This window comes from Tuberibacillus calidus DSM 17572 (genome assembly GCF_000430685.1).
GTDB lineage: Bacteria > Bacillota > Bacilli > Bacillales > Sporolactobacillaceae > Tuberibacillus > Tuberibacillus calidus.
This window is the reverse complement of the sequence record NZ_AUMM01000003.1, coordinates 51,332-70,179: the sequence shown is the minus strand read 5'-3', so window position 1 is coordinate 70,179 and position 18,848 is coordinate 51,332. Positions and strand designations below refer to the sequence as shown.

General features: G+C 44.2%; 22 protein-coding genes and 1 pseudogene. 6 read left to right on the top strand and 17 right to left on the bottom strand.

The window, feature by feature from the left end:
• Positions 1-15: 15 nt before the first annotated feature.
• The gene (locus H532_RS19745; protein ID WP_081412247.1) at positions 16-246 is read left to right on the top strand and encodes a spore germination protein GerPB; all 231 of its coding nucleotides are present in this window, start codon (positions 16-18) and stop codon (positions 244-246) included.
• A gap of 138 nt (positions 247-384) precedes the next feature.
• Positions 385-918, top strand: a complete 534-nt coding sequence (locus H532_RS19365; RefSeq protein WP_051263038.1) for a hypothetical protein — start codon at positions 385-387, stop codon at positions 916-918.
• A gap of 25 nt (positions 919-943) precedes the next feature.
• Here H532_RS19365 and H532_RS0100445 read toward each other — a convergent pair whose 3' ends face one another.
• Positions 944-1,141 (bottom strand): hypothetical protein, encoded by a 198-nt coding sequence (locus H532_RS0100445; protein ID WP_027723815.1) that lies wholly within the window; start codon positions 1,139-1,141, stop codon positions 944-946.
• Between the two features lie 142 nt (positions 1,142-1,283).
• Here H532_RS0100445 and H532_RS0100440 point away from each other — a divergent pair, with 142 nt between their 5' ends.
• Complete coding sequence (locus H532_RS0100440) at positions 1,284-1,667, top strand: hypothetical protein (RefSeq protein ID WP_027723814.1); 384 nt, start codon at positions 1,284-1,286, stop codon at positions 1,665-1,667.
• 37 nt (positions 1,668-1,704) lie between these two features.
• Here H532_RS0100440 and H532_RS0100435 read toward each other — a convergent pair whose 3' ends face one another.
• On the bottom strand, positions 1,705-2,565 hold the full coding sequence (locus H532_RS0100435; protein WP_038111190.1) for a DUF421 domain-containing protein: 861 nt from the start codon (positions 2,563-2,565) through the stop codon (positions 1,705-1,707).
• A gap of 86 nt (positions 2,566-2,651) precedes the next feature.
• On the opposite strand from H532_RS0100435, the gene H532_RS0100430 reads away from it, so the two are divergent.
• The gene (locus H532_RS0100430) at positions 2,652-3,008 is read left to right on the top strand and encodes a DUF4363 family protein (protein ID WP_027723812.1); all 357 of its coding nucleotides are present in this window, start codon (positions 2,652-2,654) and stop codon (positions 3,006-3,008) included.
• Positions 3,009-3,135: 127 nt separating this feature from the next.
• Here the strand turns inward: H532_RS0100430 and H532_RS20485 are convergent, their stop codons facing one another.
• The 4 genes from H532_RS20485 to H532_RS0100410 form a co-directional block, all read right to left on the bottom strand.
• Entirely contained in the window at positions 3,136-3,366 is a 231-nt protein-coding gene (locus tag H532_RS20485) for a DUF1657 domain-containing protein (RefSeq protein WP_027723811.1), read from the bottom strand.
• 50 nt (positions 3,367-3,416) lie between these two features.
• On the bottom strand, positions 3,417-3,791 hold the full coding sequence (locus H532_RS0100420) for a YppE family protein (protein ID WP_051263037.1): 375 nt from the start codon (positions 3,789-3,791) through the stop codon (positions 3,417-3,419).
• A gap of 51 nt (positions 3,792-3,842) precedes the next feature.
• Positions 3,843-4,097 carry a hypothetical protein gene (locus tag H532_RS17460; RefSeq protein WP_051263036.1) on the bottom strand — a complete coding sequence of 85 codons (255 nt, stop codon included), beginning with the start codon at positions 4,095-4,097 and terminating at the stop codon, positions 3,843-3,845.
• A 113-nt stretch (positions 4,098-4,210) separates the two neighbouring features.
• Positions 4,211-5,200, bottom strand: coding sequence for a DUF2515 family protein (locus H532_RS0100410; protein WP_027723809.1), 990 nt, complete (start codon positions 5,198-5,200; stop codon positions 4,211-4,213).
• A 105-nt stretch (positions 5,201-5,305) separates the two neighbouring features.
• On the opposite strand from H532_RS0100410, the gene recU reads away from it, so the two are divergent.
• Together recU and H532_RS0100400 are read left to right on the top strand one after the other, a co-directional pair.
• On the top strand, positions 5,306-5,896 hold the full coding sequence (gene recU / locus H532_RS0100405) for a Holliday junction resolvase RecU (RefSeq protein WP_027723808.1): 591 nt from the start codon (positions 5,306-5,308) through the stop codon (positions 5,894-5,896).
• 78 nt (positions 5,897-5,974) lie between these two features.
• Positions 5,975-8,665 (top strand): PBP1A family penicillin-binding protein, encoded by a 2,691-nt coding sequence (locus H532_RS0100400; protein WP_027723807.1) that lies wholly within the window; start codon positions 5,975-5,977, stop codon positions 8,663-8,665.
• A 144-nt stretch (positions 8,666-8,809) separates the two neighbouring features.
• Here H532_RS0100400 and H532_RS0100395 read toward each other — a convergent pair whose 3' ends face one another.
• From H532_RS0100395 to panB, 11 genes and pseudogenes are all read right to left on the bottom strand, one after another.
• Positions 8,810-9,622 carry a DODA-type extradiol aromatic ring-opening family dioxygenase gene (locus H532_RS0100395; protein ID WP_027723806.1) on the bottom strand — a complete coding sequence of 271 codons (813 nt, stop codon included), beginning with the start codon at positions 9,620-9,622 and terminating at the stop codon, positions 8,810-8,812.
• A 197-nt stretch (positions 9,623-9,819) separates the two neighbouring features.
• Positions 9,820-11,088 carry a glycoside hydrolase family 18 protein gene (locus H532_RS0100390; protein ID WP_027723805.1) on the bottom strand — a complete coding sequence of 423 codons (1,269 nt, stop codon included), beginning with the start codon at positions 11,086-11,088 and terminating at the stop codon, positions 9,820-9,822.
• A 166-nt stretch (positions 11,089-11,254) separates the two neighbouring features.
• Positions 11,255-11,905, bottom strand: coding sequence for an endonuclease III (nth, locus tag H532_RS0100380; protein ID WP_027723804.1), 651 nt, complete (start codon positions 11,903-11,905; stop codon positions 11,255-11,257).
• A gap of 15 nt (positions 11,906-11,920) precedes the next feature.
• Positions 11,921-12,616 carry a DnaD domain-containing protein gene (locus tag H532_RS0100375; RefSeq protein WP_027723803.1) on the bottom strand — a complete coding sequence of 232 codons (696 nt, stop codon included), beginning with the start codon at positions 12,614-12,616 and terminating at the stop codon, positions 11,921-11,923.
• Positions 12,617-12,858: 242 nt separating this feature from the next.
• Positions 12,859-14,154, bottom strand: coding sequence for an asparagine--tRNA ligase (gene asnS / locus H532_RS0100370; protein ID WP_038111188.1), 1,296 nt, complete (start codon positions 14,152-14,154; stop codon positions 12,859-12,861).
• Positions 14,155-14,185: 31 nt separating this feature from the next.
• Complete coding sequence (locus tag H532_RS0100365) at positions 14,186-15,370, bottom strand: pyridoxal phosphate-dependent aminotransferase (protein WP_027723801.1); 1,185 nt, start codon at positions 15,368-15,370, stop codon at positions 14,186-14,188.
• Positions 15,371-15,464: 94 nt separating this feature from the next.
• The gene (locus tag H532_RS19360; RefSeq protein ID WP_051263035.1) at positions 15,465-15,944 is read right to left on the bottom strand and encodes a PepSY domain-containing protein; all 480 of its coding nucleotides are present in this window, start codon (positions 15,942-15,944) and stop codon (positions 15,465-15,467) included.
• Positions 15,945-15,956: 12 nt separating this feature from the next.
• Positions 15,957-16,127, bottom strand: a complete 171-nt coding sequence (locus H532_RS19735; protein WP_081412244.1) for a YpmA family protein — start codon at positions 16,125-16,127, stop codon at positions 15,957-15,959.
• Positions 16,128-16,682: 555 nt separating this feature from the next.
• Positions 16,683-17,065, bottom strand: a pseudogene (gene panD / locus H532_RS17450) (aspartate 1-decarboxylase).
• A 13-nt stretch (positions 17,066-17,078) separates the two neighbouring features.
• Complete coding sequence (gene panC, locus H532_RS0100340; protein ID WP_027723799.1) at positions 17,079-17,933, bottom strand: pantoate--beta-alanine ligase; 855 nt, start codon at positions 17,931-17,933, stop codon at positions 17,079-17,081.
• Entirely contained in the window at positions 17,930-18,772 is an 843-nt protein-coding gene (gene panB, locus H532_RS0100335; RefSeq protein ID WP_027723798.1) for a 3-methyl-2-oxobutanoate hydroxymethyltransferase, read from the bottom strand. The genes panC and panB overlap by 4 nt, the downstream gene beginning before the upstream one ends.
• Between the last annotated feature and the right edge of the window lie 76 nt (positions 18,773-18,848).

Sequence of the window (18,848 nt, the reverse complement as noted above, 5' to 3'; positions counted from 1 at the left end):
TAATGGGGTGATGGGATGAATTTTTTTATACAACAAGATATCCGCATCCACTCGATACGAATCAATAGTTTGGTGAATTCCTCCGTTTTGCAAATTGGGTCCTGCGGCCTCATTAAACCCATTTCCAATTTATTTAACACTGGGGGTTATACTCAACCTGCACCGCCGCTGGAAATTCCAACTGCACCGTATGCTCCTGAGACCACCTACCCCATTCTCGTTCCTCTGCCCGGAACGATAACATAAAAGGAGTGAAAGCGGGAGATATTATCTCTAAGAATAAACTGGGTCTGGCAACCCTTATGGTCGTGGTAGAACCTTTGCGACTCTTATGCTGACCCGTAAGATGTGAACTTATCTTACCAGTAAAAAAGGACGATGGCCATGAAAACGATTTTCGCTATTTTCACGATCATGTTTCTTGCCATAACGCCGACGAAAGCCTTTGCTTTTAACCCCGCCTTTGACATTATTGAATTTCGTCATTATCCGTCGTTAAGTGAGCTGAAGGACACATCCGATTTAATCGGTCTTGGTGAAATCAAAGGAGTCACCAACCAATACGTGACTGCACGCCGCATTGCGCAAGGACGTTTAGTCAATTACATTCAGCGGTTCGACATGCGCCAGGCATTTAAAGGAAGGCCGCAAAAGGTGCTGTTACTTAATACAGGGGTATCCCCCCTACCCCCACCGCGCGACCCGATTAATGCCCGTTACCCTGGACCACTAGCCAACGGTCAGTATATTATTTTTTTAAAGAAGATACCAGGAACCCCTTATTATCAGCTCAACGGCGGGTGGCAAGGTTTATACCCCGTCATCCAAGGGAAAACGGTATCGCTATACCATGAAGGCTTTCCGGAACTTCACCAATTAACCCCCGATCAATTTATGGAGAAACTGAGACGGGAATAGAGGGTGCCACTACCTCCTTCCCGTTTCAGAGTGTCATAAATTTAATGAGGACAAACAAAAAGTATGGAATCCCAAAAACGAGAATAGCCTTAAACATCCAACTGCTGAGATTTTCAACAATTTTTTCCGGGTCCACCTCTTGCCATTTGCGCCAAAAAACTTGTTGCCGAACATTTGAGGAATGCAATTTCCGCTCCTGCCAATCCATCTTATTTGTCAACATACCCATACCCTCCGAATCATTTGTTTAATAAAGGATATGCTTGTCCTAATCGGAATATGCGTCATTTGCTAGAAAGAAATTTTACGAGTTTTTTCGGTTTATCATTAAAAGATTAAGAGGTTAAGTTAAGGGATGTGGCTATATGTTTAAAACGATTTCGGTGGCTGGGATTGGCCTTCTTCTATTAAACGGTCTTCACGCGATTAGCGATCACGCTTTTGCCACAAGAGAAGCCTATCTGCCTTTTGTACAATTCAATTTGTTATGCCTTCTGTTGGGAATGATCATGGAATGGCAACGCTTCAGCCGTTTGAGAAAAAATAAAACGGTGAAGGCCAAATTTAAGGTGATTCCCGCACTATTTCTCTTAATATTGTTATTTATTCCCCAATCAACCTGGTCTGCTGTTTACGGAAAACATAGTTTTTGGCTGGATCTATTGATTTCGCCTCTCATGAATCAGGAAACCCATACGGTTATTGGCGTGCTATCTGGTAACTTACTTTTAAAAGGCCTTGATCCTTAATCAATAGTGGGCGTGAAGAGAGCTTCACGCCCAAGTTTTATTGCAAATACGGGGTTAAGGATTTGATGAGAGCTTCCACTTCCTCTTGTTGTTTTTTGTACATGGCTTGAGCATCGGGATCATCCGTTGCGAGCCGATAGACATGTAAGTCAGCGGCAATTTTATGGAGTTGGGCCGCCACAATTTTTCTAGCATTGGGGGTTTCTGTCGGTTTTTTGTCATCGTATAAATCAACATACAGATTGCCTTTGGAATCGATTTGCGCCACGAAAACATCGGAAAAAGTTTTCGCTCCGTGCTTTTGGATTTCTCCATATAACCACTCTTTTGTATAACCAGCCGATTGTAACATGTTATCGAGCACCAAACCATCATGGATGACGATGTACGGCCGTTTTTCCTTTTCCAGTTTCATCCCCAATACTTTGGGGGTGACAGGCTCAAGATCGCTTTTTTTCATGACGCTCAATTCTCCGTTTGTTTCAAACACGGCAAGCTCTACATCTGAAATTTTAAAAGCATTCTTTTGTCGCAAATTCAACATAAGTTGATCAAGTGTTAATTTCGATTTCCGTAAATTTTTTTCATTAATTTTTCCATTTTCTATAAGTATTGTTGGCTGTCCGGCAACAATCGTGGAAATGATGCGTGACTTCAAGGTTAAAAAAGCCACGACGATTGACAGGCCACCCCAAACGACAAGGCCGGCAATGCCATTGGTGATTTTTATGTTTTGGTCAACGGAAAGACTTGCCGCGATCGAGCCAATCGTTATGCCAACAATGTAATCAAAGAAGGTCAGCTGGGAAATTTGCTGTTTGCCAAGAATCCGGCAAATACCGAGCAAAAGAAAAAAAGAAAAAACAGAGCGCAACGCGATCAGTTGATATTCAGCCATAGACAATCCCTCCACGTCACTCACACAGTCATTTTCTTTTATTATTTGGACATGATAAAAAAAAGATACAAAAAGGAGGGACATAAATGGCTTGGCGAAAATTTTTTTACAAGTGGCTACTCTTTTCGCTCATGATTTTCGGGCTTTTGGCGGAACCGGCCGCAGCCCAAGCTCCAAAAGACATCCAATGGCGCATTAAAAACTTGAAGACCTCCATCACGCAAACGGATTGGAATAAAGCCTATGAACAAGCCGTCGATTTAAGAAAGCATTTTGATAAAAATCGTTGGAAATATCAACTATTGGGGGATGAACAAGAATATGAAGGCATTTCCAATGATATCGAAAATTTAAAAGCGGCGATCCTTGCGAGAGATAAAAGCATGGCCCTGATTCTCACATACGATATTAAAGAAGTTTTTGATCAAATATACGAAATGTAAAGAAAACCTGGCTCTGTTCATCCTTTTTCGCGATGACCGAGCCTAAGTCGTCCTTATGCTCGCCGGAAAAATGTTTTCATAACAGCCAAAAAAAGGTTGGCCACGTTTTTTATGGCCAACCTTCGTTTTAATTTTTCGGTTGTTTTTGCTCGCCTAATGTTTTATAAGACGGCTCTTCTTTTTCAATTTGCAGAAGGCGTGTTTCTAACGCTGAGATAATGCCTTTTGTTCGTTCAGAAGCATTTTTAAACGCTTTTTGGGCTTCTGGGTCTTTGGTTTGATACGAGAACAGCTCAAAACTCGCTTGCACGCTTTTTAAATCCGCAATCGTTTGATTGACTTGTTGATAGACCGTCACTTTACTCACCCTTTCCGTCTTAATCTTAATATGGATCAAACGGAAACGGTTTAAACTTCTATAAGGGCATCGCGAATCGTCTTTAATACAAACTCGATGGATGTAACAGTTTCGAGAAAGCGTTTCCTTCGCGTATCTTTTTGGAACGCCGTGACAGATATAATCGTCAAGTTATCATAGGTGTCATTGATCTGTTTCGGGTGAACATATAGCGGACGGTCGGAAGCGATCCATTCCAGAACCAAAGGCTTCCACTCATCAACGAGGTTAAGGACTTCATCAGCAAACGGTTTGACTTCCCCGTAAAAATCAACGGTATACCCATCTTTACGCGTTCTGTTCATAAATTGATCCCTGGCGCGGGCATTGTATGTTAGCAAAGCATCAGTGAGCGCTATCAGACGCTCGCGTTTCTGATCTTCCACGCTCCCCCTCCTTTGCTCCTATCATACCAAAAACGCTAATCGGGATGTCAATTAAACGATTTTTTTCGCTGGGGATAGCGTTGATTCTTCCATATACGCATTCAGTTCACGGTCAATTTGATGAATGTGGCTATCGATGCGCTGAATCGCCTGATAAATTTCATCCAACTCTTTTCGATGTTGTAAGAGCTGATTGGCGACGACTTCATCAGCTTTTTGGCTGATTTTGTGCGCGAGCTGATCCATTTTTAATTCAAGAAAGTCCATTTTATTTTCAAATTCTTCTCTTGAAATCCCTTTTTCCATAACCGAACCCTCGCTTTTAGAGATGGTGATGTATTAAGGATTCGCGGTGTATTTTCAACTTCCTACCGGGACGACAAAAGAAGTCGCCGTTCGATAAAGAAAGTGGCCGTTCGTCACTTTCCGATGAGAGCTGAAAGCAAAGTTCCGAGGCGTGTTAAACGCGCTCGCTTCCTCCTATACCACTTGCTGAGTTCAACTTTTCCGATGTCTGGTGGAAGAAACCAATCGGGGGCGGTGTTACCGTTAAACCAATCCCGCGGCTTGAGCCGTCTGTGGGAAACGACGTTAAACGCTTCTCGCAGTGGGATGTTCTTAGCCGGAGAAGCTCCGTGATAGCGTTCATAATCATAGCGGCTTCCAGTGTGATCGGTTTCCAAAGCGAATGCTTGGATAGCTTTAGATTCCGGATGATGAAAAAGCAGCGTATGTAGCTTTTTCCCAAGCTCAATGCGCTGACGGACATCTTGAAACCCAGTTACAGGAAAACCATAGAGCGCTCCAGAGAAATCTGGACAGACGACGGCATTTAATCGTAAATGGTCAACGAGAAAAAACAAAACCCGATCAAACACCGCTTGGGCATAGTAAGAATGCTTAACAAACGGTGCTTCAATGACATGTTGTTCATTAATAATGAGGGCATATGTCAACCGCCGCACATCCCCTGTCTTCCAAAAGCGTTCCCATTCGTATTCCATAAAAACGGAAACATTAAAGGCTTTTAATAAGTCAAATAAAGGGCGCTTCCATTGTAACGATGCCTTATATAATAATAATTGGGGATATGCGTCATGGAAAATGAGCCAATTCGGGCGCTCGTAAGCATGAAATAAAAGTTGAATGTAAGAATCGGATAAACACCGATAGATGGGTTCGGTTTTCAAATCGGTCATCGACCATCCGGCATTACGGGATACCATGCTAGCCAATAACGCCCATTCCATCGTTGGATAGACTTTAAAAAAATCACGATAAGCGTGCGTACGAGTGATATTGTCAACATTATGTACTTCTGTGACCCGATTTAATTGTTTGATTAACTGATATTCATCTTTTGAAAACGCCTTTCGGCTGCGCCTCTCTATAATATCTTTAACATCCATACGCAAAAAAGCCCCTATTCTTAAAACCTTCAAGGTTTTTTCAACCGATTTTTAAAAAATACGTTATAATAGATGAAGCCCCGCCCGATATAGGAGGTTTTAGAAATGGCATTCCATTATCCAAACGGAAAACCGTTTCATGATCAACCCCGCCGTGATCTTCCCCTAAATTATGGGAATCGCGGCATGACGTTGGAAGAGGACTTAAATGCCACGAATCTCTTTTATCGTGAGCATGGGATCGCGGTCATACATAAAAAACCGACACCGGTCCAAATCGTCCGTGTCGATTATCCGAAACGAAGCGCGGCGAAAATCACAGAGGCCTATTTTAAAAAGCCATCCACGACGGATTACAATGGTGTTTACAAAGGCAAGTATATCGATTTTGAAGCGAAGGAAACGCAAAATCCGACGGCCTTGCCGCTCAAAAACTTTCACCCGCATCAAATTGAACACATGAAGGCGGTGAAAGCACATGGCGGGATTGTTTTTATTATCGTCAAATTTACAACGGATAATGATATTTTTTTGCTGGACGCCGAAATTTTATTTGAGTATTGGAAGGAAAGCCTTAATGGTGGGAGAAAATCCATTCCCAAAAAAACGTTTTACAATGAAGGGGCGTTAATTAGAATTGGCTATGCCCCGCGCATACCCTATTTGGAAGTGGTTGAAGCGCATTATTTAATCTAATATAAGTCATAAAACACCTCTATCCTTCGAATCGTCTCTTTTGATGAGATAGGCCACCTGGAAAGGTTGGATGAAATTATGGCAGAATATCGCTCAAGACAAGAACGTAGACAACTGCAAAACAAACATAAAGGCAAGCAACCAAAAAAAGGTCTGTTTAAAAAAGTCTTTTTATCGCTCGTCCTAATTTTCTTATGCCTAGGACTGGCCGGGTCCATTGCTGTTGCTGTCATCATTAGTCATGCTCCCGCCCTGGACCCGTCTGTCTTAAAGCAACAAATGGGAACACGCATTTATTATGCGGATGGCACATTAATGGATACCGTAGGCTCGGAAAACCGGATCTATGCGCCCATTGAAAAAATTCCAGACGTCATGAAAGATGCGGTCATCTCAATCGAAGATGCTCGCTTCTATCAACACCATGGCATCGACCCGATTCGTATTGGCGGTTCAGTCGTTGCTAACATCAAGGAAGGTTTTGGGGCCGAAGGGGCAAGCACCATTGACCAACAATTGATCAAACTGAGTTACCTAACGCCTAAGAAAACATTGACGCGTAAAATTCAAGAAGCGTATCTTGCGGTTAAACTTGACCGTGAATACAGTAAAGATGAAATTCTCGAAATGTATTTGAACAAAATTTATTATAGTAACGGCGTCTATGGGGTTGGGACGGCTGCTTATACGTATTTCGGGCTGGATGTTGATCATTTAGATCAACTCACACTTGCTCAGGCAGCACTTCTTGCTGGCATACCTAACCGCCCGGGGTATTATGACCCAATCGCCCATCCGGACAACGCCATCAAACGACGAAATCTCGTGTTGGATATGATGGTGAAAAACGGTAAAATTACAAAAGCACAAGCAGAGGCCGCCAAAAAAGTCACCATGAAGGAAATGATGAAAAACCGTCCGAAAGATCAGAAAAATAAAGATCACTATGCTGTTGTCGACATGCTGCAACAAATGTATGTTGACACAGGAAAAATCGATAAAGACCAATGGACACAAGGCGGTTTAAAAATTTACACAACCATTGATAAAAAAGCTCAAGAAACGGTAGAAAACTTGCTCAATGACCCTAATAACTTTGCCGGCACAGCAGCGAACATTCAGTCCGGCATCGCCGTTGTCAACACTAAAAATGGCAACATTTTGGCGGTCGGCGGTGGAGTAAATTATAAATACGGCACGAACTGGGCCCTAGCTGGAAGCACCACAGAAGGTACCGGTAACCAAATTGGCTCCACGGCCAAACCGATTGTGGATTACGGCCCGGCGATTGAGTATTTGAAATGGCCGACGAGTAAAATCTTAGATGACAGCCCGCATACGTATTCTGATGGGCGTAGCGTCAGTGACTGGGATGGAAGATATTTCGGGCCAATGACAATGAAACGGGCGCTTGCTCAATCCCGAAACATTCCAGCCGTTAAAGCATTACAAACGGTTGATAAGGAAGCAGGAGTCGACTCCGTCATCAAATTTGCCGGAAAACTTGGCGTGCCATTTAAACGAAACCATTTCAATGAATCCTATGCCCTTGGTTCCTTTACAGCGAATCCATTGCAAATGGCATCCGCCTATGCAGCCTTTGGCAATAACGGCATTTATAATGAGCCGAATGCTATCAAATACATTGAATATCCAGACGGCCGGCGGGTGGAATTCGATCACTCTAGTCATATTGCGATGCACGATTACACCGCTTACATGATCACGGATATGTTAAAGGAAGTCATTGATAACGGGACCTATAATGGGCCATCATTAAGAGGCTATACGGTCGCTGGTAAATCAGGGTCTTCAAACCCCGGCCCCGATGCACAGAAACGGTATCATTTAACACAAGAAGAGATGAATAAGGGGTACTTGGATTCCTGGTTTGTGGGCTACACACCGAAAATCACCGCGGCGGTGTGGGTGGGCTATGATCAAACCGCTACCGTCAAGGAAGGCGAACGAAAAGGTTATGTCCTGATGACACCAGAGGAAAAAAGAATTTCAGGTACATTATTCGGGAAAATCATTTTAAACCTTGCCTCACAAAATACGCCAGATTGGCAGCAGCCGAAGTCGGTCGTCCGCGTCTCGGTGGAAAAGGATACTGGGCTTTTGGCCAGTGATTTTACACCACCGTCACAAGTCATATCGGCGCTCTTTGTCCGAGGCACGGAACCGTCGAAAGTGTCAACGAAATATCAAAAACTCGACCCGCCGAAAAATGTCAAAGCAAAATATGATAAAAAGAAACAGGCAGTCGTCATCTCTTGGGATTATAAGAAAAAGGATCACATCCATTTTGAAGTGGCGCAAATGGTCAATGGAAAAGCTGAGACGATCGCTACCACTGACAAACATCAAATCGATGTCAGTAACCTAACGCCCGGTGAAACGTACTCCTTTACTGTCACCGCCGTCTATACTGATCCGGAAAATGAAGCCAATAATCTCCGAAGCGACCCGTCCAATGTGACGATACAAATTCCGGTTGGAGAAACAGAGCAACCGAACGGACCACCGAATGGACCAAATGACAAACATTGTGAAAAACACCCGGATGACCCGAAATGCGGGCCGATCACACCACCCATAAACAATAATGATGACAACGGTACGACTGAGAATGGTACCGATACCGGTAACTCCAATAACGGCCATATGGGGGATAACGGAAACAACAATGGCACCCAATCGGAAAAAAACTCTAATAACAGTTACAGACAAAATGATGAATATGATATACGTGATATCTTTCCTTAAACACTAATAAAAGGTTGATCCAATGCGGGGGTGGCAATGCCCCCGATGGGTCAACCTTTTTTTATATTATCAAGATCCGCACTAGGGCAAAAAAAAGCTCAATCCTCACCTAAATGAATTTTCTGTAACCGAATCAAATATTCTTTACTTTTTAACCTCAGCACAAATTAACCCAAAATAAGTCGGCACTTCATACGACAAAAAATCGATCAAACGTTCATTTTCTGGAATGATCCCGGCAAGAATCAGCGTTTGCCAAATACCATCGGGTTTCGCTAGATCGATTTCTTCAGGGCTGAAATGGCTGACGGCCTCCAATCGGCCGGCTTTGATCCGCTCAACAATCTTATCATCAACCTCCTGTGCCAGAGGATGATACCCATAAGGTCCAGAGGCGTCATGGGTATGGCACCAATCGCAACTAGCAATGACGCCAACCCTTAAATCGCTCTTTTCAATCGCTGTACGAACTGCCCTTCCGAAACGTATCAGGTCATCATCAGATACTAATCGCGATGGCGTGATAACCACAATAGGAACGTCCGGCATAAATGCGAGCGGGACAACGGCCCCCCAGTCCAATGGTAATTTCGATAACGGCCCTTCCGATGTTCCGTAATTCAACAAGCCATTTTTAACACCGAGCGCGTCTGCCTCTTCGGAAATCCGCCGTGCCAATGTCCTTTCAACATCCCGGATCATGGTGTACGTTCTCCCGTTTTCTTTTTCATAACCTTCCATCGTCTCACTGTTTACGATGGAGATTTGACCGTCGATGCGGATGCCATGAGGTGTGATCACTACAATTGCTTCGGGCGCGCGCTCCGTCATGCGCCGACCGAGCTCTTCCATACTTTCGCGCGTTTTGGCCATACGATTGAAATGTATTCGTCCAGCAAGTTCAGGTACAATTTCGCCGCCATGAGGGGTAATGCAAGCGTATACAAGTTGTCCCATATCGGTCTCTCCCTTTTCCTAATATCCAAGTTTCTTTCATCATCATCATAATCCCAATAATGGCGAATAACAATGTTAAATTCTTTTGACCTTTTAGGTGTAAGTTATTGTCGATCCATCCTTTTAAATATAAAAGGAATTGTTTCCAAATAGAAAAAAGATGACTCCGAAAGCAAAATGAGTCATCTTTTTCGCTTTTATCTTACATCAAAATAATCCGTGATCATCGGCCAAACCGCTGGAAAACGAAATGCTAAATTCCAGAAGCTGATCCCTCCTAATTCTAAATCACTCACCATTTTAAACATCGCGCTCATCGTTCGTAAATCCTCGAAGTAGACGATGTGTTCTTTGCCGTTTTCATCGGTATAACGGAAAAACGGCGCCTCTTCCCTTTCGTTATAATCAATGCTTTGGTTATAGCGCATGGCTCGATGGATGGCTTGTTGGAAGTTGTGCGCTTTAGCAAATTCTCCTCCTTCTACAAATGGTAAAGTCCAATCATAGCCGTATAACGGAATGCTCATGACAATTTTTCTTGCTGGTATAACGGAACGGGCATAATTGACCACTCGGCGGACTTGTGTGATCGGGCTGACAGGCATCGGTGGTCCACCACTCCAACCCCACTCGTATGTCATGAGGATCACAAAATCAACGGTGCGGCCATGGAATTGATAATCATGCGCTTCATACCATTCACCGGTTTGCACCCCGCTTATTTTCGGTGCCAATGCGGTGGAGACGATAAAATTTTCTCGATGCAAACGATTCGTCAACCTTTCGATAAAACGATTGTAATCACGACGCGTATTTGATCCTAGGTATTCAAAATCGACGTTGACCCCGCGGTATCCCTTTTCCCTCATGATGCGGAGAACATTTTCTATCAAACGATTCTGTGCATCGGTGCTCTTAAAGAGCGCCGTGGCAACATCCCTGTCAAACCCACCTTCGGAAATGTTGGTGATCGCCATCAATGGTTGCACCCTGGTGGTTTTGACTGCTGCAAGTAAATCATTTTCACTCGGATCCGGTTCGATAAGCGTGCCGTTACTCTGGACGTGATAGCTAAAAATAGTTAAATACGTCAAAGCACTTGAAGCTTCCCGGAACCGCTCGACGACACCTTCATGGGGCTCTAAATACCCATTGACGATGATGCGTTTTTTTTCATGTGCAGGGATTTTGACCGTCTCACCAGGACGTATCTCCCCTGATACAAGCCTTGGATTTAATCGGATTAAGTCTGATAAGTCAACGTTAAAACGCTCGGCAATGGCATATAGGGTGTCTCCGGGTTGAACCGTATATTGATTTTGCGTGGGTATAAGAAGCGTTTCGCCGACAACAAGTTGATTAGGATTCTCAAGTTGATTGACAGCTTGGATGGACTCCGGTGTCACGCCATAGCGCCTGGCAAGGCTGTAAAAGGTATCACCACGTGAGAGGACATGGATTTGCATAACTTTCCCTCCATCCATACCAAAACGATATTAGCCTATAGTGTCTATCTATCTTATGCCTAGGGCGGTTGCGCGGTGAATAAAGAAAACGAATAGCGGTAAAGCACGTTGACGGCGAGAACATCCATTTCAAAGACATAAAAAAAAGAACCTTTGTCAGGTTCCTTCAATGGGTTTTCATGCGCTTTTTGCCTTCCGGGCAAAGATCAAGGAGCGGACATTCGGGACACTTCGGGTTTCTTGCTGTACAATGATAGCGCCCGAAAAAGATCAGACGGTGATGCGTATTCGTCCATTCCTCTTTAGGAACAAGCCGCTGTAACGTTTTTTCCACTTCCAAAACGGAATCTGAAGGACGGGCAATGCCAAGCCGCTTGGATACCCTTTCCACATGTGTGTCAACGGCAATGGCAGGTATTCCAAACGCGACTGACATGACGACATTGGCTGTTTTTCGTCCGACGCCGGCAAGGCTTTCAAGTTCTTCGCGGGTTTTCGGCACTTCACCTTCGTATTGGGTGATTAACGTTTCACAGAGTTTACGAATGTTTTTCGCTTTATTTCTGAACAGCCCGATCTGTTTAAGATCATTTTCTAATTCCTCAAGTGGAACGTTGAGATAGTCTTCAGGCGTTTTATATTTCTGAAATAAATGTTTCGTGACCTCATTGACTTTCTTATCCGTACATTGGGCACTTAAAACAACGGCGATGATCAATTCAAACGGATTGCTATGGTTGAGCTCGCATTTGGCATCTGGAAACATCGATTGCAATGTTTGCAAAATATAAGCCATTCGTTTTTTACTGACCGGCATGGTAACGCCCCCAGACTAATTTTCAAGCCAGTTATATAATGGAAACTGAATCGTTTTTGACTGCCCGTCATCCTCCACCTTTTTTCTAGAGGCATAACGGCCGCGGATTTTCTCCCCGTGCGCTTTGGCTTGCTCAAGCGTTTTGACACCATTTTTCTTCCAATCAAAAAGAATGCGGTCAATGTAACGGAAATTCAATTTACCGGAAAGGACGGCCTCACGTAAGGCAGCCTTAATCATTTCGGGAGAATGATGATCGTCATCGATCCACATTGCCAATGTTTCACATTCAATCGGTGACAAAGGCCGGCCGAACTCTTTCTCAAAAATGGTGTAAAGCGCTTCTTCTTCAGCTAATTGTTGATCATTTTTTTGATTCAGTATGTACGCTTCAGCCAATTTCCCCCATAAACGATCCAGTGAATAACGTTCAGAGTAGACGGGGCCTTCCCGATCCTGAACGATTTCGAGCATGCCTTTCTGGACTAACCGCCGTAAGTGGTCGGCGCATTTTACCGATGAAAACGTCATTTTCTCTGCTAATTCATCAGGTGTCGGAAACGGATGGCCTGCATGGATCAAAGCAAAAAGCTGGATCACTAACAGACATTCTTCTTCATTTAAACCGATTTGGCTATAGTAATCCAATAATAGCCGCGGAATCGTCACATGACCTTTTGTCATGAATTCAATAAGTGTTTCTTTCTCCATCATTCGACACCTCCTTTTCATTATACCATCCCAAGCCATGATCAGGGTAAAAAATCTTTTGACCGGCCTTGGCTTTTTACGAAAAGGTAAAGAAAACATGCCCCTGTGAAAAAACTGGCTCTGCTAAAGAAACCTGGCTCTTATGCTAGCCCGTAAAATTCTTACCGGTATAAAAGGACCCTGCCGAAAAGCGGCAGGGCTACAATCTGAAAAAATCGATATTCATTGAAGAACCCCGTTCCTTATGGATAAAGGCGATTCAAAAGGCGCGGGAAGGGGATCGTTTCCCGAACATGGTCAATGCCGCAAATCCACGCGACGGTTCGCTCAAGGCCAAGTCCAAATCCGGAATGCGGAACACTGCCATATTTTCGCAATTCTAAATACCATTCGTAAGCTGGTGCGGTTAAATGGTGTTCTTTATATCGTTCAACCATGAGGTCATAATCATCAATTCTTTGGCTACCACCGATGATTTCTCCATACCCTTCTGGCGCGATTAAATCCGCACATAAAACGACTTCTTCGCGCTTTGGATCGGGCTTCATATAAAAGGCTTTAATTTTAGTCGGGTAATGGGTAATAAACACCGGTTTGTCAAAGCTTTCGGCGATCGCGGTTTCATGAGGTGCTCCGAAATCGTCTCCCCATTCGATATCCGTGAAGCCTTTATCTTTCAGTAGCGCGATGGCCTCATCATATGTAATCCGCGGGAAAGGTGCGGTTACCTTTTCTAATTTAGAAGTATCGCGTTCGAGCGTTTTCAGTTCTGCTTGGCAATTTTCCAACACCGATTGGACTAAGTAAGAGACATATTGCTCTTGTATTTCAAGATTTTCTTCGTGTTCCACAAAAGCCATCTCCGGCTCGATCATCCAAAACTCAATTAAATGGCGGCGTGTTTTCGATTTTTCCGCCCGAAAAGTCGGTCCGAATGAAAAGACTTTGCCAAAAGCCATAGCGGCTGCTTCCATATAAAGCTGACCGCTTTGGGACAGGTAAGCATCTCGGTCAAAATATGTGGTGTGAAAGAGATCGGTCGTTCCTTCGGCTGAACTTCCGGTCAAAATCGGCGGGTCGATTTTCACAAACCCTTTTTCATGAAAGAAATTGTAGGTCGCCCGGATCACTTCATTGCGGATGCGAAGGATGGCGTGTTGTTTCCTTGAGCGCAGCCATAAGTGACGATGATCCATGAGAAATTCAACGCCATGTTCTTTGGGAGTAATCGGATAATTCTCTGCAATTTGGATGATCTCAATATCCTTCAATGTCAATTCATAACCGGATGGTGCCCGCTCGTCTTTACGCACTTCGCCGATGACATATAATGAGCTTTCCTGAGTGAGTGATGAGGCCGCTTCCCAGGCAGCTTCTGACACTTCATTTTTCACGAGAACGCCTTGGATAAACCCAGTGCCGTCCCGGAGCTGTAAAAATTGAATTTTTCCGCTTGAACGTTTATTGGCCAGCCAGACACCGATTTTTACATCTTGGCCGACGTGTTGACTGACTTCCGAAATCGTCGTTTTGAGCATGGCTCGTCCTCCTATCATTTAGCAAGATCCATTATTTTTGATGTTTCCGGATAAAGGCTTCGATTCGGTCCAGAGCTTCTAAAATTTGATCAAGGGAAGTCGCATAGGATAAGCGGATGTAATCCGGTGCCCCGAAACCTTCACCAGGAATGACAGCAACGTGGGCTTCTTCCAACAGCGCCTGCGCCCATTCTGTCACACTGTTAAAACCGTTGTTTATCGCCGCATCTTTTGCATGGACGAAGAAGTAAAACGCTCCTTTCGGCTTGACGCAACGAAGGCCCGGTATTTTGCTTAACCGTTCATACGCTTTATCCAAGCGCTCTTCAAAAGCTTGGCGCATGACAGTGACGGAATCTTTTGAACCGGTATACGCTTCCAGAGCGGCATATTGTGAAACCGATGCCGGGTTGGATGTACTGTGACTGGCGACTTTCGTCATTGCTTGGATGAGTGCCTCATCCGCTGCTGCATAACCAATCCGCCAGCCCGTCATGGCATGGGATTTAGAAAAGCCGTTGACAATAATGGTTTGATCTTTGATTTCCGGCATCACTTCAACAATGGATGGTGCATGTTCCCCATGATAGACGAGTTTTTCGTAAATTTCATCAGATATCACGATAATGCCGTGGCGCTGGCAAAGTCGACCGATGGCACGCAACTCATCCTCGGTATAAATCATGCCCGTCGGATTACTTGGGGAATTGATAATCACCGCTTTCGTCCGACGATGAATGGCTGCCTCCAACTGTTTAGGCGTGATCTTGAAATCATGGTCTTCAGACGTCTCGATGATCACCGGAACGCCATAGGCCAACTTCACTTGTTCAGGATAGCTCACCCAATAAGGTGCAGGAATGATCACTTCATCGCCGGGATTAAGTAAGGCCTGGAAAATCAAATAAAGCGCGTGCTTTGCTCCATTAGTAATGATGATGTTTTTTTCATGATAAGACAGGCCTTGATCATGCCTTAATTTTTCGACAATAGCCATTTTTAATTCCGGAATGCCCGCAGTCGGGGTGTATTTTGTTTTACCGGATTCTGCGGCCCGAAACGCAGCATCAATGATTGCTTGCGGTGTATTAAAGTCCGGTTCACCAGCACCAAGACTGATCACATTTAATCCTTCCGCTTTTAAGGCATTCGCCTTGGCCGTAATTTGTAATGTGCTGGAGGGGGTAATCGTCTTCACTCTTGACGCAAATTGCACGCCATTCACTCCCATTTAAATATTTTAATGAATTGCCGAAAATATCTCGTTCGATCCGCGATTCAACCCAGCCGCGATGTTTCCCTTGCTGACTTTATTGAATGCTGATTGGATCGAGTAGACTTTGTCCAGTTGAAAAATCATAATAACTGAAAACATAAGCGCCATTTTTATCAATATATGTGATTTCCCAAACCGGCCGCCCGTCCTCCATGCCTAAGCGGGCAGAAATGATTTTCCGGAATGCGACATGTTCACGAAAGGCGTTAAGGATTTCTGCTTTTGAATAACCCGCCGAAACCGGGAGCATTTGAACGACCTTGTGTCCCGGGTCAAAAACCCATATGTACACGTGCTGGCCGTTTTTTAAAACCGCATCAACGATATGATAATCGTCTTTCCCGTGGTAAAACGTCACATCATTCACTCGTTTGACTGGATAGGCAGCTTCGGCGGCTTTCATTGCGGCATCGGCGGCTGAATATTTTTGCGCTATCGCTGCTTGATAAACGGAAACAGATTGCCAGGCGATCACGATAATGACAATAACAAAAATAAATACCCATTTTTTCATGTGTCTCACCTGTTATGTACGGTAAATGGTAAATACCATTTTTTCTCGATCGTCAGGGTCTAATGCCAATCCGAACATCAAGTCATCACTCTTAAGCGTGCGATTCAATAAATCCACAATCTTATATAATTCATCACACTTTTTAATTTTTAACGAAGCGAGCAATTCAATTTTATCACTCAACAGCTTCCCTCCATCTAGCTCACATTATTTGGGATATTCCCTGAAAAATCTACTATTCATATAACGGTTTAGGCCGGTCAAACTAAAAATATCCCGCTGGGAAAATCGCCTAACCAACACCTTTTTACAAACGAAACCCATATGGGTTTCGTTTGTTTGTCACGCCATTTTTATCGTACCATGTTAGGACATATTTCGAAAGCCGCAACGCATTAAAAAATTATGCCGTAAACATTGTCTAAAAAAACGTGGTTCTGCCAAGCCCATTTGGTCATAGCGAGAACCTTAGTTGCCCATAGGCTGGCTTCGGAAAAAGGATCATTTTTGATCAGAACATGTCGATTTGGGCGTAGGCAAGTATTAGTTGCCCTGCTATCGACCCAAAAATGAAATCTTATCTTACCAGCACAAGACCTTTGGGCCATAGTAGAAGTAGCTTTGATATTGACCAGTACAAAAAAAGGTGACGGCGGAGCCGTCCCCATTAGGCTTTCTTCAAACACATCCTCCAATCACCCATTAGTTTATGAATATTGGGGGATGTTATCCATTCAATTAGCGAACAGTATTGGCTTCCTCTTTGCCCATCAATTCAGTAATGCGGTTGTTTTCATCCATAATGGCAATAACGGGTTGATGACTTCGTAATTCTTCTTCGGAAACGAGACCGTATGCAATAATGATGACAATGTCTCCTTTTTGAACGAGGCGTGCTGCCGCACCATTAAGGCAAATCTGTCCGGAGCCGCGTTCACCCGGAATGACATATGTTTCCACCGCGCACCGTTATTATTATTGACGATTTGCACTTTTTCATTTGGAGCAATATTCACAGCGTCCATGATATCTTCATCAATTGTGATGCTGCCGACATAGTTTAAATTCGCATCCGTAACGCGGGCGCGATGGATTTTACTTCTCATAACCGTACGATACATGGTGCCTATCCTTTCATGATGGAATTTCTATAATGACATTATCAATAAGTCGTGCATTGGCATAAAAGACAGCCAAAGCGATGATGACGGTGTCGTTGATTGATTCGATCACCTTTAACTGAGGGTAACTTAACACTTCCACATAATCGATACGGCCGAGTTTCAGATGCTCTTCTAGATGAGCCATGACCGCTTGTCGAATGCGTTCGGCATCCCTTTCCCCCTTTTCAATCAAATGACGTCCTAGGGTGAGGGATTGATATAAATGCACTGCCTCTTTTCGTTCTTCAACGGATAGCCTGACATTTCGCGAACTTTTAGCTAACCCATCAGCCTCACGAACCGTCTCACAAGGTATAAGGCGTATGGGGAAATGAAGTGTTTGGATTAAGCCTTGGACGATCGCCAGTTGCTGCGCATCCTTTTTGCCGAAAAAGGCATAATCCGGTTGAACAATATGAAAAAGACGAGTGAGCACTGTTACCACACCGTCAAAATGACCTGGACGGCTTTTTCCACAGAGCACGTCCGCCCGGTCAGTGACTTTCAATTGAATCATATCGCTGTCCGAATAAATCTCCGATACATCCGGATGAAAGACAATATCAACCCCGCACGATTCAGCTATCCGCAAGTCGTGTTCAAAATCACGTGGATATGTTTCGAAGTCTTCGTTTGGTCCAAACTGTGTAGGATTGACAAAGACGCTGGCAACAACGATGTCCGCTGTTTCTTTTGCTTTATAAAAAAGAGAGGCATGCCCATCATGGAGATAACCCATCGTCGGTACAAAACCGATCGTTCCACCGCTTTTTTTACTTTCGGCAAGCCAGTCTCTCAGATCTTTTACGGTATATGCTACTTTCATTGATTTTTTTGGCCTCCATATAATTGGGACAAGGTTTCTTCCTTCATTTTAAAACTGTGTTCAAGGCCCGGAAACTTTCGCTGCTTGACCTCATCGATATATTCGGAAACCCCTTCCGTAATCATCGTCGATAAATCGGCGTACTGTTTGACGAATTTTGGCACACGGTCAACGCCATAACCAAGAACGTCATGATAAACGAGCACTTGACCGTCTACCCCACTTCCAGCGCCGATGCCAATCACTGGGATGGTGATAGCTTCAGCAATCCGCTCGCTAAGCGCATACGGGACGCATTCCAGAACGAGCATGAATGCACCGGCTTCCTCGGCTTTTTTCGCATCGTCTAACAATTTTTCCGCCTCTTTAAGGTCCTTTCCTTGAACCTTATAACCGCCGAGAACGCCGACGGATTGGGGGGTTAGACCCAAATGAGCGACGACCGGAACCCCTGCCTGCGTCAGGCCTTCAATCATTTCAAAGACACGTCCGGCTCCTTCCAGTTTTAATGCATCCGAACCGCCTTCCTGCATTAATTTCCGGGCATTAGCAAGCGTTTCGGACAAGCTGGCATGATAAGTCATAAACGGCATATCGGTCACAATAAACGTATTGGGAGCGCCTTTTCGGACCGCTTTCGTATGTCTCAGCATGTCGTCAAGCGTAACCGGAATCGTCGAATCGTAACCTAGCGCCACCATTCCGACCGAATCGCCGACAAGCAGGATATCAATCCCCGCTTTTTCCAACAGTTTTGCCGCCGGATAGTCATAGGCAGTCATCATGGCGATCGGCTCGCCATTGGCTTTCATTTTTTTGAAATCAGACGTGCTTTTCATATCCATCTCCTCCTTTTTTTGAGGGGAGAAGGATGGCGCATAAAATGAAAACCTTCCTTGCATCGTTCGCAAAGAA

What these genes read in the sequence shown, in the direction of transcription:
- H532_RS19745 (WP_081412247.1), top strand. Translation starts at nt 16, where the DNA reads ATGAATTTTTTTATACAACAAGATATCCGCATCCACTCGATACGAATC.
- recU (WP_027723808.1), top strand. Translation starts at nt 5,306, where the DNA reads ATGGCATTCCATTATCCAAACGGAAAACCGTTTCATGATCAACCCCGC.
- H532_RS19365 (WP_051263038.1), top strand. Translation starts at nt 385, where the DNA reads ATGAAAACGATTTTCGCTATTTTCACGATCATGTTTCTTGCCATAACG.
- H532_RS0100445 (WP_027723815.1), bottom strand. Translation starts at nt 1,141, where the DNA reads ATGTTGACAAATAAGATGGATTGGCAGGAGCGGAAATTGCATTCCTCA.
- H532_RS0100430 (WP_027723812.1), top strand. Translation starts at nt 2,652, where the DNA reads ATGGCTTGGCGAAAATTTTTTTACAAGTGGCTACTCTTTTCGCTCATG.
- H532_RS0100410 (WP_027723809.1), bottom strand. Translation starts at nt 5,200, where the DNA reads ATGGATGTTAAAGATATTATAGAGAGGCGCAGCCGAAAGGCGTTTTCA.
- H532_RS0100375 (WP_027723803.1), bottom strand. Translation starts at nt 12,616, where the DNA reads ATGGAGAAAGAAACACTTATTGAATTCATGACAAAAGGTCATGTGACG.
- H532_RS19360 (WP_051263035.1), bottom strand. Translation starts at nt 15,944, where the DNA reads ATGAAAAAATGGGTATTTATTTTTGTTATTGTCATTATCGTGATCGCC.
- H532_RS0100395 (WP_027723806.1), bottom strand. Translation starts at nt 9,622, where the DNA reads ATGGGACAACTTGTATACGCTTGCATTACCCCTCATGGCGGCGAAATT.
- nth (WP_027723804.1), bottom strand. Translation starts at nt 11,905, where the DNA reads ATGCCGGTCAGTAAAAAACGAATGGCTTATATTTTGCAAACATTGCAA.
- panB (WP_027723798.1), bottom strand. Translation starts at nt 18,772, where the DNA reads ATGAAAAGCACGTCTGATTTCAAAAAAATGAAAGCCAATGGCGAGCCG.
- asnS (WP_038111188.1), bottom strand. Translation starts at nt 14,154, where the DNA reads ATGCTCAAAACGACGATTTCGGAAGTCAGTCAACACGTCGGCCAAGAT.
- panC (WP_027723799.1), bottom strand. Translation starts at nt 17,933, where the DNA reads ATGAAAGTAGCATATACCGTAAAAGATCTGAGAGACTGGCTTGCCGAA.
- H532_RS0100390 (WP_027723805.1), bottom strand. Translation starts at nt 11,088, where the DNA reads ATGCAAATCCATGTCCTCTCACGTGGTGATACCTTTTACAGCCTTGCC.
- H532_RS0100440 (WP_027723814.1), top strand. Translation starts at nt 1,284, where the DNA reads ATGTTTAAAACGATTTCGGTGGCTGGGATTGGCCTTCTTCTATTAAAC.
- H532_RS0100400 (WP_027723807.1), top strand. Translation starts at nt 5,975, where the DNA reads ATGGCAGAATATCGCTCAAGACAAGAACGTAGACAACTGCAAAACAAA.
- H532_RS17460 (WP_051263036.1), bottom strand. Translation starts at nt 4,097, where the DNA reads ATGGAAAAAGGGATTTCAAGAGAAGAATTTGAAAATAAAATGGACTTT.
- H532_RS0100435 (WP_038111190.1), bottom strand. Translation starts at nt 2,565, where the DNA reads ATGGCTGAATATCAACTGATCGCGTTGCGCTCTGTTTTTTCTTTTTTT.